8 protein-coding genes are annotated in these 10,158 nt (G+C 73.8%); 5 read left to right on the top strand and 3 right to left on the bottom strand.

Features of this window, described 5'->3' with window-relative positions; translation table 11 throughout:
* Positions 1–17 precede the first annotated feature (17 nt).
* The 3 genes from FH969_RS10625 to FH969_RS10615 all read left to right on the top strand — a co-directional run bounded on the left by FH969_RS10625 (position 18) and on the right by FH969_RS10615 (position 2,711).
* Positions 18–983, top strand: coding sequence for an amidohydrolase family protein (locus FH969_RS10625; RefSeq protein WP_139987218.1), 966 nt, complete (start codon positions 18–20; stop codon positions 981–983).
* 103 nt (positions 984–1,086) lie between these two features.
* Entirely contained in the window at positions 1,087–1,935 is an 849-nt protein-coding gene (locus FH969_RS10620) for a fumarylacetoacetate hydrolase family protein (RefSeq protein WP_139987217.1), read from the top strand.
* Positions 1,932–2,711: an SDR family NAD(P)-dependent oxidoreductase gene (locus FH969_RS10615; RefSeq protein WP_246071868.1), complete on the top strand. Its 780-nt coding sequence runs from the start codon at positions 1,932–1,934 to the stop codon at positions 2,709–2,711. The genes FH969_RS10620 and FH969_RS10615 overlap by 4 nt, the downstream gene beginning before the upstream one ends.
* 135 nt (positions 2,712–2,846) lie before the next feature.
* On the opposite strand, the gene FH969_RS10610 is transcribed toward FH969_RS10615, so the two are convergent.
* From FH969_RS10610 to FH969_RS10600, 3 genes are read right to left on the bottom strand one after another with little or no spacing between them, the layout of a single operon-like run.
* Positions 2,847–3,860 carry an aldo/keto reductase family protein gene (locus FH969_RS10610; protein ID WP_139987216.1) on the bottom strand — a complete coding sequence of 338 codons (1,014 nt, stop codon included), beginning with the start codon at positions 3,858–3,860 and terminating at the stop codon, positions 2,847–2,849.
* 40 nt (positions 3,861–3,900) lie between these two features.
* Entirely contained in the window at positions 3,901–5,568 is a 1,668-nt protein-coding gene (locus tag FH969_RS10605; RefSeq protein WP_139987215.1) for an alpha-amylase family protein, read from the bottom strand.
* Complete coding sequence (locus tag FH969_RS10600; RefSeq protein WP_139987214.1) at positions 5,565–6,629, bottom strand: LLM class flavin-dependent oxidoreductase; 1,065 nt, start codon at positions 6,627–6,629, stop codon at positions 5,565–5,567. The genes FH969_RS10605 and FH969_RS10600 overlap by 4 nt, the downstream gene beginning before the upstream one ends.
* 144 nt (positions 6,630–6,773) lie before the next feature.
* Between FH969_RS10600 and FH969_RS10595 the strand changes: the two genes are divergently transcribed.
* Together FH969_RS10595 and prfB are read left to right on the top strand one after the other, a co-directional pair.
* Positions 6,774–8,600: a gamma-glutamyltransferase family protein gene (locus FH969_RS10595; RefSeq protein WP_139987213.1), complete on the top strand. Its 1,827-nt coding sequence runs from the start codon at positions 6,774–6,776 to the stop codon at positions 8,598–8,600.
* 305 nt (positions 8,601–8,905) lie between these two features.
* Positions 8,906–10,024, top strand: a complete 1,119-nt coding sequence (gene prfB / locus FH969_RS10590) for a peptide chain release factor 2 (protein WP_108719452.1) — start codon at positions 8,906–8,908, stop codon at positions 10,022–10,024.
* Positions 10,025–10,158: the final 134 nt, after the last annotated feature.

The raw sequence follows: 10,158 nt of genomic DNA, 5'->3' as shown, positions 1-10,158 counted from the left end.
CGCGCTAGGGTCGGCGCGTGACGGTCGACGAGCACTCCCCGGTGCTCGACGCGCACGTCCACGTCTGGGACCCCGCCCGCCTTCCGTACCCCTGGCTGGCCGGCGTGCCTGCGCTGAACCGTCCGGTGACGCTGGACGAGCGCGCCGACGGCGATCCCCGCACCCGCTGGTGCCTCCTCGTCGAGGCGGACGCGCGTCGCGACCAGGCGCTCGCCGAGGCGGGGTTCATGGTGGAGCTCGCCCGCTCGAGCGGTCGCGACGCGAGCCGGACAGACGTCGCGGACCGTCCCGACTCGCCGCCGGGGCCGCCCGGCGAGTCCGGGCAGCGGCCCGACCCCGCACCCGAGGTCGTCGGCGTCGTGGCCGCGGTCGACCTCCGCTCGCCGACGCTGGCCGCCGACCTGTGCGCGCTGCTCGCGCTGGGCCAGGTCGTCGGCGTGCGGCACCTCCTCCAGCACGAGCCCGACGGCGCACTCGCCGATCCGCTCCTGGCCCGCGGACTCGCGGTGGTCGCCGAGGCGGGGCTGGTGTTCGACGCGTGCGTCCGGCACGAGCAGCTGGACGCGCTGGTCCGTCTGCTGGCTGCTTCACCGGCGACCCGTGTGATGCTCGACCACCTCGGGAAGCCGCCGGTCCGTGCGGGGCTGGGCTCGCCGTCGGGCGCGGCCTGGGCGCACGCGATCGACCGGCTGGCCGCGCGCCCCGAGACGTGGGTCAAGCTCTCCGGGCTGGCGCCCGAGTGCGCGTCGCGCGACGAGCTGGATCGCCACGGCGGCGACCTCCTGCGGCACGCGCTCGCGGCGTTCGGGCCCGACCGGGCCGTGCTCGCCTCGGACTGGCCGGTCAGCGCGACCCTCGGCGCGGCGGTGACCCCGGCCGAGTGGTGGACCTGGGTCGCCACCGAGGCGGACCTCGGCCCGGCGGGCTGGCGCGCCGTCGCCGAAGGGACCGCGCGCCGTGCCTACCGGCTCAGCCACGCGTAAACATCGGATGACTCCCGCCCGTGCGAACACCCGGTGTGGAAGAATCGCCGCGGCGCCCACCCCGCGCGCCTGCTCCTCGTCAGCCGGAAAGCCAGAGGTTCGTATGCGTCTCGCCCGACTCGGTCCCGTGGGTCAGGAGGTCCCCGTGCTGCTCGACGGCGAGCGCGTGCTCGACCTGCGCGGCCTCACCGCCGACATCGACGGCGCCTTCCTCGCCGCCGACGGCGTCGCGCGCGTGCGCGCCGCCCTCGAGGCCGGCGACCTGCCCGAGCTCCCGGACGCGGCGGGCCGCCGCGTTGGCGCCCCGATCGCGCGGCCCTCGGCCGTGTACTGCATCGGCCAGAACTACGCGGCGCACGCCGCGGAGTCGGGCGCCGAGCCGCCGGAGAACATGGTGATGTTCATGAAGTCGCCGAACACGGTGGTCGGGCCGGACGACGACGTCGTGATCCCGCCGGGCAGCACGCGCACCGACTGGGAGGTGGAGCTGGCGCTGGTGATCGGCACCCGCGCCGCACGGCTCGCCTCGCCCGAGGCGGCGCGTGCACACGTGGCGGGGTTCGCCGTCGCGAACGATCTCTCCGAGCGCGAGTGGCAGCTCGCGCTCTCCGGCGGGCAGTGGTCCAAGGGCAAGTCCGCGCCGGGGTTCTGCCCGCTCGGGCCGTGGCTCGTGACGCCGGAGGAGATCGACGCCGACGACGTCCGGCTGCGCAGCAGCGTGAACGGCGAGCCGCGGCAGGACTCGCGTACGTCCGACCTGATCTTCTCCCTCGACCACATCGTGTGGGAGCTCAGCCAGTACCTCACGCTCGAGCCGGGCGACCTCGTGCTCACGGGCACGCCCGAGGGCGTCGCGCTGTCCGGCCGGTTCCCCTACCTCGCCGCGGGCGACGTCGTGGAACTCACCATCGACGGCCTCGGCACGCAGCGGCAGCGCTGCGTGGCGGCGTGAGCGCCGTGAGCGCTGTGGGCGTCCCGGTGGGCCACCTCGACGGCCTCGTCGCGCTCGTCACGGGCGGCGCCTCGGGGATCGGCGCGGCGATCACGACCCGCCTGCGGGCCGACGGCGCGCGCGTCGCCGTGCTCGACGTCGCGCCCGAGCACGCCGACGCCGACCTCGCCGTGCGCGTCGACGTCACGGACGACGCGTCCGTGCGCGCCGGCGTCGAGGCCGTGGTCGAGGCGTTCGGCCGGCTCGACATCGTGGTGAACAACGCGGGCATCGGGGCACAGGGTGACGTGGCGGCCAACGACGACGCCGAGTGGCTGCGCGTGCTCGACCTCAACGTTGTCGGCGTCGCGCGGGTGACCCGCGCCGCCCTGCCGCACCTGCGCCGGTCGCCGAGCGCGGCAATCTGCGTGACGTGCTCGATCGCGGCCACCGCGGGGCTGCCGCAGCGCGCGCTCTACAGCGCGACCAAGGGCGCGCTGCTCTCGCTCGTCCGGGCGATGGCCGCCGATCACGTCCGCGAGGGCATCCGCGTCAACGCGGTCAGCCCCGGCACGGTCGACACGCCCTGGATCGGGCGGCTGCTCGACGCCGCGTCAGACCCCGCCGCCGAGCGCGCAGCGCTGGAGGCGCGCCAGCCCCACGGCCGGCTCGTGCGTCCGGAGGAGGTGGCCGACGCCGTCGCCTACCTCGTCGGGCCGCGGGCGGCGTCGACCACGGGCGTCACGCTCGCCGTCGACGGCGGGATGGACGCGCTGCGGGTGCGGCCGACCCGGTAGCGCCGGGCCCGGGTGGGCGTCGCCGCGTCTGGGGTGGACGTGGCGGTGGCGGTGTCCACGTGAGGCGCCCGACGGCGAAGGCGAGCGACGAGCGCTCGGCTCGCCTCGCCGTCGGGCCCGGTCGTGCGGACCGAGTCAGGCCACGCGCGACTTCGGCGACACCCGGTAGGTGTCCTCGGGGTCGTCGTAGACGACGCCGCTGAGGGCGGTGTCGATCGCGGCCATGGTGTCGGCGTCGAGCGTGATGCCGGACGCCTTGACGGTGTCCGCGAGCTGCTCCGGGCGCGAGGCGCCGACGAGCGCGGCGGACACGTTCGGGTTCTGCAGCACCCACGCGATCGCGAGCTGCGGCATGCTCAGCCCGGCCTCGGCCGCGACCGGCTTGAGCCGCTGGACGGCCTCGAGGACCTCCTCGCGCAGGAAGCTCTTGATGAAGTTGGCGCCGCTCTTCTCGTCGGTCGCACGCGAGCCCTCGGGCACGGGCTGACCGGGCAGGTACTTGCCGGACAGGACGCCCTGCGCCATGGGGGACCAGACGACCTGGGAGATGCCGAGCTCGGTCGAGGTCGGGACGACCTTGCCCTCGATGACCCGCCAGAGCATCGAGTACTGCGGCTGGTTCGAGACGAGCTGGATGCCGAGGTCCTTCGCGATCGCGTGGCCCTCGCGCAGCTGCTCCGCGGTCCACTCCGAGACGCCGATGTAGAGCACCTTGCCCTGGTGGACGAGGTCGGCGAACGCGCCGAACGTCTCCTCGAGGGGCGTCTCGTAGTCGAACCGGTGGCACTGGTACAGGTCGATGTAGTCGGTGCCGAGGCGGCGCAGCGAGCCGTGCACGGAGTCGCGGATGTGCTTGCGGGACAGGCCGGTGTCGTTCGGGCCCTTCGGGCCGGTCGGAAAGTAGACCTTGGTGAAGATCTCGAGCGACTCGCGGCGCTGGCCGGCGAGCGCGCGTCCGAGCACCTCCTCGGCGGCCGTGTTCGCGTAGACGTCGGCGGTGTCGAAGGTGGTGATGCCGGCGTCGAGCGCCGCGTGCACGGTCGCGATGGCGTGGGTGTCGTCGACCTGGGACCCGTGCGTGACCCAGTTGCCGTAGGTGATCTCGGAGACCTTGAGGCCCGAGCTTCCGAGGTAGCGGTAGGAGACCATGGCTCCCAACTTACGGCGCCCGCCGCAGCGGTGCCGCCGCCTACCCCAGGCGCCCGTCGCCCGGCCGGGCCACCCGGAACCACCGGAAGCCGTACGCCTCGAGCTCGACCTCCACCTCGCGCCTGCTCCCGACGCTCACCTCGCCGGGACCCAGCAGGTCGGACAGCCGCACGCCGTCGGGCTCGTCGTCGAGGACGAATTGCGCGACCGCGGGCTCGTCGGAGAAGTTGTGCAGCGCGACCATCCGCCCGACGTCCGCGCGCAGCGAGTGCGCGAGCACCGCGGGAGCCGCGTCGCCCGGGTCGAGGATCGCCAGCTCGCCCCACCCGATCTCGGGCGAGCGGTGGTAGCGGGCGATGAGCCGCTGCACGAAGCACAGCAACGAGTCGGGGTCCTCCACCTGGTCGGCGACGTTGACGTGCTGCGGCGCGTACCCGCCGGCCGGCGGCGTCGCCACGAGGCGCGACGGCGCGACGTCGGAGAACCCGCCGTTCTTGCGGTTCGACCACTGCATGGGCGTGCGAACCGCCTCGCGGCCGGGGACGTCCGGGTTCTCGCCCATCCCGATCTCCTCGCCGTAGAACAGCACGGGCGTGCCGGGCAGGGTGAGCAGGAGGCTGTAGGCCATCCGGACGCGCCGCGGGTCGCCGCCGAGCATCGGTGGCAGGCGCCGGGTGATCCCGCGTCCGTAGACGCGCTGGCTCTCGTCGGGCGCGAACGCCTCGAACACCTCCGCGCGCTCGGACTCGCTCAGCTTGTCCAGCGTCAGCTCGTCGTGGTTGCGCAGGAAGTTCGCCCACTGCGCCTCGACGGCCAGCCGGGGGCGCTCGCGCAGCGCCTTCACCAGCGGCGCGGGGTCGTGGCGCGCGAGCGCGAGGTAGATCGCCTGCATCCCGACGAAGTCGAACTGCATGGTCAGCTCGTCCGCGTCGTCGCCGCCGAAATACTTCATCTGCTCGTCGTAGGGGAGGTTGACCTCGCCGAGCAGCACCGCCTCGGGGGAACGGCGCTGGAGGAACCGGCGCAGGTCGCGCAGCAGCCGGTGACCGTCCTGGACGTCGCCCAGCGGAGCCTCGAGGAAGTACGGCACGGCGTCCACGCGGAAGCCCGACACCCCGAGCTGGAGCCAGAACCCGATGGTCTTGGCGATCTCGTCGCGGACCTTCGGGTTGCCGATGTTGAGGTCGGGCTGGTGGGCGTAAAAGCTGTGCAGGTACCACTGGCCCGACCGCTCGTCCTTCTCCCACATCCCGTCGACCTCGCCCGGGAACACCTCGTTCGGCTCGTTCGCGGGCGGGGGGTCCTCACGCCAGACGTAGTAATCGCGGTAGGGGGAGTCGACGCTGCGCAACGCCGAGCGGAACCACGGGTGGCGGTCCGAGGTGTGGTTGACGATGAGGTCGACGATGACGCGCATGCCGCGGTCGTTGGCGGTGCGGATCACCTCCACGAGGTCGCCGTGCGTGCCCAGGCGCGGATCGACCCCGTAGAAGTCGCTCACGTCGTAGCCGTCGTCGAGGTCGGGCGTCGGGTAGAACGGCATGAGCCACAGGCACGTCACGCCCAGCTCGGCGAGGTAGTCCAGGCGCAGCGCGAGGCCCTGCAGGTCGCCCACGCCGTCGCCGTCGGAGTCGAGGTAGACCTCCACGTCGAGGCAGTAGACGACGGCGGTCTTCCACCACAGGTCGCTGGTGTCGGTGATCCTCATGCGAGCCTCCTGATCTCGGCGAGCAGCCGCGGCGCCGCCGCGAGGAACGGGTCGTTGTCCTGCGCCACGTGGTGCAGGTAGAGGCGGTCGAAGCCGATCGCGGCGAGGTCCGCGAGGCGCCGGGCGAGGGACGTCACGTCGTGGTCGACGAGGACCGCCGCGCGCAGCGCGGCCTCGTTCACGACGGCGTCGCTCGCCTCGGTCGGTGCGCTCGCCTCGGTCGGTGCGCTCGCGTCGGTCGGTGCGCTCGCCTCGGTCGGTGCGCTCGCCTCGTCGGCCGCGAGCTCGCGCGCCGCGACGTCGAAGTCCTCCGGCTGCTCGAGGTCCCACGACTGCGGCTGCGGCACGACGGCGTTGCGCCACTGGTCCACGGCGAGCGCGTAGGCGGCGGCGTCGTCCTCGGCGAGGCTGACGTGCACCTGGAGGGCGAGCGGCCCGCGTCCGCCCGCCCCGCGGTAGGCGTCGACCACGGCGCGCAGCGCCGCGGGCTCCTGCGCCACCGTGACGAGACCGTCGGCCCAGCCGGCCGCCCACGCCGCGGTCTCGGCGCTCACGGCGGTGGCGAGCAGCGGGGGAGGCGTCGCAGGGCGGCTCCAGACCCGGGCTCGGTGTGCGCGGACCAGGCCCTCGTGGGAGACCTCCTCACCCGCGAGCAGCCGCCTGATCACCGTGACGGCCTCGCCCAGCCGCGCCGTCCGGGTCGCCTTGTCCGGCCACGGGTCGCCCGTGACGTGCTCGTTCATGTTCTCGCCGCTGCCCAGCGCCGCCCAGAACCGTCCCGGGTGCATCTCCTCGAGGGTCGCGAACGCCTGCGCCACGACCACGGGGTGGTAGCGCTGCCCGGGAGCGTTGACCACGCCGATGGGGAAGGTCGTCGTCGCGAGCGCCGCACCGAGCCACGAGAGCGCGAACCCCGAGTGGCCCTGCCGCAGGCTCCACGGCGCGAGGTGGTCGGAGCACATCGCACCGTCGAAGCCCGCGGCCTCGGCGCGCTGCACGTCGCGCAGCAGGCGGGAGGGCGATATCTGCTCGTGGGAGGCGTGGAAACCGAGGAGGACCATGACCCAGTCTCACCCGGGCGGCGCGGTGGTTGCACGTCGCGGGCTCGCCGTCGCTGCCTTCGCACGCCCTCGCACGCCGCCGCAGGGCGTCCGCGCACCTGCCCGGCGACCCACGCCGTCGGACGTCTCGGGCAGGATCGCAGGATGACGTTCACCACCCGCCCCGAGCTCGTCGGCACGTTCGGCATGGTCGCCTCCACGCACTGGCTCGCCTCGGCCGCCGGGATGGCGGTTCTCGAGGAGGGCGGCAACGCGTTCGACGCGGCGATCGCGGCGGGGCTCGTGCTGCACGTCGTCGAGCCACACCTCAACGGCCTCGGCGGCGACATGCCGCTCCTCGTGCACGACGCCGCCACGGCCGCCACGCGCGTCGTGTGCGGCCAGGGGGTGGCGCCACGGGCGGCGACGATCGAGGCGTACCGCGCGCTCGGCGTCGACGCCGTGCCGGGCACGGGGCATCTGGCCGCCGTCGTCCCCGGCGCGTTCGGCGCGTGGATGCACGTGCTCGCCACGCGCGGCACGCGCCCCCTCGCCGACCTCGCGCGCTTTGCGATCGGCTACGCGCGCGACGGGCACCCGCTGCTGCCGCGCGCCGCCGGCACCGTCGAGGCGCTCGCGGACGTGTTCCGCGACCGCTGGACCTCCTCGGGCGCCGTCTACCTGACCGGCGACGGCGTGGGCGGCCTTCCGCTGCCGGGTCGCCGGTTCCGCAACCCCGACCTCGCGGCCACGCTCGAGCGGCTCGTCGCCGCGGCCGACGCCGCGGGGCTCGACGTCCCGGCGCAGGCCGAGGCGGGGCGCGCCGCGTTCTACTCGGGCTTCGTCGCGGAGGCGGTCGACGCCTTCGCCCGGACCCCCGCCTGGGACGGGGTGGCCGACGGCGAGCACGCGGCCTTCCTCTCCGGTGCGGACCTCGACGCGTGGCGGGCGAGCGAGGAGGCCCCCGCGGTCGCCCGTTTCGCGGGGCGCACGATCGCCAAGCCGGGAGTGTGGAGCCAGGGACCGGTACTGCTGCAGCAGCTCGCGCTGCTCGAGGCCGCCGGGGTCGGTGACCTCGCGGAGGACGATCCCGCGTGGGTGCATCTCGCGATCGAGGCGTGCAAGCTCGCGATGGCGGACCGCGAGGCCTGGTACGGCGACTCGGTCGAGCCCGGGGTCGGTTCCGCGCCGGGGGACCTGCTCGCCGACCTGCTCGACCCCGCCTACACGCGATCGCGCGCGGCGTTGTTGGGCGGTTCGGCCGACGCTCACCTGCGCCCGGGTTCGCCCGGCGGACGTCCCGCGCGACTGCCGCGGCACGTGCGCGAGGCGATGCACGCCGTCGGGCACTGGCCGGACGGGCTGAACGAGGTGCGGCCGGGGGAGGGCGAGCCCACGCTCGCGCGCGGCGACACGTGCCACCTCGACGTGGTGGACAGGTGGGGGAACGCGGTGTCGGCGACGCCGTCGGGCGGGTGGCTGCAGAGCTCGCCCGTGGTGCCGGGGCTCGGGTTCTCGCTGCCCACGCGTGCGCAGATGTTCTGGCTCGAGCCGCACCTGCCCGCCTCGCTCGTGCCCGGCCGGCGGCCGCGGACCACGCTGAGTCCCGGCATGGTGCTCGACGGCGAGGGTCGGTTCGTGCTCGCGTTCGGGACGCCCGGCGGGGACCAGCAGGACCAGTGGACGGTGCCGTTCCTCGTGCGGCACCTGCTGCGCGGCGCGGGACTGCAGGAGGTGATCGACGCGCCGGCGTGGCACTCGACGCACGTGCCGAGCTCGTTCGCGCCGCGGGGCGCCGAGGTGCTCGGGGTACAGGCCGAGTCGCGGCTGGGGCCCGAGATGCTGGCGGACCTGCGGCGGCGCGGGCACGACGTGACGGACGCGGGTCCGTGGAGTCTCGGGCGGATCAGTGCGGCCGGCGTGCGTCCGGACGGGATGCTGCACGCGGCGGCGAACCCGCGGGGCAACCAGGGCTACGCCGTCGGCCGCTGACCCCGGTTCGCGAGAGACTTTCTGTCCTTTCGCGAGAGGTTCTCCGTCCTTTCGCGAGAGGTTCTCCGTCCTTTCGCGAGAGACTCTTCGTCCTTTCGCGAGACGATCTCGGCGGGACGGCGAGGCAGTTCCCGACGCCCGCCAGACGTTCCGGGGGTCTTCGAGGTCCCGGTCGTCGATGGTGTTCTCCGTCTGTGCCCCGGGGTGGCCCCGGCGCGCGCGCTCGAGGCGAGGCTCGCCGTCGGGCGCGGTGGCGAGGCGCCCGACGATCCCGCCCGACCGGCCCCCGGGTAGGCTGGATCCTCGTGGCCACCGACTTCCCGAGCGAGATCTCTGCGCTCCGCAACACCCTGAGCCAGATCACCGCCGTGACCGATCCCGAGGCGCTGCGCGCCCAGATCGCCGAGCTCGAGGTGGCCGCGTCCGCGCCGGACCTGTGGGACGACCCCGAGAAGGCGCAGGGCGTGACGTCCCGCCTGAGCCACGCGCAGGCCGAGCTCGAGCGGCTCGAGCGGCTGGACTCCCGTGTCGACGACCTCGAGACGCTTGTCGAGCTCGCGGGAGAGGAGGACGACGCCGAGACGCTCGCCGAGGCGGAGAGCGAGCTGACCTCCATCCGCAAGACGCTGGCCGAGCTCGAGGTCCGCACGCTGCTGGCGGGGGAGTGGGACGCGCGCGAGGCCGTCGTCACGATCCGCTCGGGCGCGGGAGGCGTCGACGCGGCCGACTTCGCCGAGATGCTGCTGCGGATGTACCTGCGCTGGGCCGAGCGGCACGGCTACGACGCCAAGGTGCTCGACACGTCCTACGCCGAGGAGGCCGGGCTGAAGTCGGCGACGTTCGAGGTCAAGGTTCCGTACGCGTACGGGACGCTGTCGGTCGAGGCCGGCACGCACCGCCTGGTGCGGATCTCGCCGTTCGACAACCAGGGCCGGCGGCAGACGTCGTTCGCGGCGGTCGAGGTCATCCCGCTCATCGAGCCGACCGACCACATCGACATCCCCGAGAGCGACATCAAGGTCGACGTCTTCCGCTCCTCCGGCCCCGGCGGCCAGTCGGTCAACACGACCGACTCCGCGGTGCGCCTCACCCACCTGCCCACGGGCACGGTCGTGTCGATGCAGGACGAGAAGTCCCAGATCCAGAACCGCGCCGCCGCGATGCGCGTGCTGCAGTCGCGGCTGCTGCTGCTCAAGAAGGAGCAGGAGGCGGCGCAGAAGAAGGAGCTCGCGGGCGACATCAAGGCCTCCTGGGGCGATCAGATGCGCTCGTACGTGCTCCAGCCCTACCAGATGGTCAAGGATCTGCGCACGGAGCACGAGGTCGGGAACCCGGCGGCGGTGTTCGACGGCGACATCGACGACTTCATCGACGCCGGCATCCGCTGGCGGCGCCAGCAGCAGCTCGAGGCCGAGCGCGGCTGAGCCGCTCGGGGGGCGCCCGACGGCGAGGATCGCCTCCCGAGGGTCCGCCGACTTCCTCTCGCGAAAGGACGGACTTCCTCTCGCGAAAGGACGGACTTCCTCTCGCGAAAGGACGGACTTCCTCTCGCGAAAGG

Origin of the sequence: Miniimonas arenae, from assembly GCF_006351005.1 — a bacterium.
Taxonomy (GTDB): Bacteria; Actinomycetota; Actinomycetes; order Actinomycetales; family Beutenbergiaceae; genus Miniimonas; species Miniimonas arenae.
Note: the sequence above shows the minus strand (reverse complement) of the source record. Positions and strands in the feature narration are given on the sequence as shown.

What these genes read in the sequence shown, in the direction of transcription:
- FH969_RS10620 (WP_139987217.1), top strand. Translation starts at nt 1,087, where the DNA reads ATGCGTCTCGCCCGACTCGGTCCCGTGGGTCAGGAGGTCCCCGTGCTG.
- FH969_RS10610 (WP_139987216.1), bottom strand. Translation starts at nt 3,860, where the DNA reads ATGGTCTCCTACCGCTACCTCGGAAGCTCGGGCCTCAAGGTCTCCGAG.
- FH969_RS10605 (WP_139987215.1), bottom strand. Translation starts at nt 5,568, where the DNA reads ATGAGGATCACCGACACCAGCGACCTGTGGTGGAAGACCGCCGTCGTC.
- FH969_RS10600 (WP_139987214.1), bottom strand. Translation starts at nt 6,629, where the DNA reads ATGGTCCTCCTCGGTTTCCACGCCTCCCACGAGCAGATATCGCCCTCC.
- FH969_RS10595 (WP_139987213.1), top strand. Translation starts at nt 6,774, where the DNA reads ATGACGTTCACCACCCGCCCCGAGCTCGTCGGCACGTTCGGCATGGTC.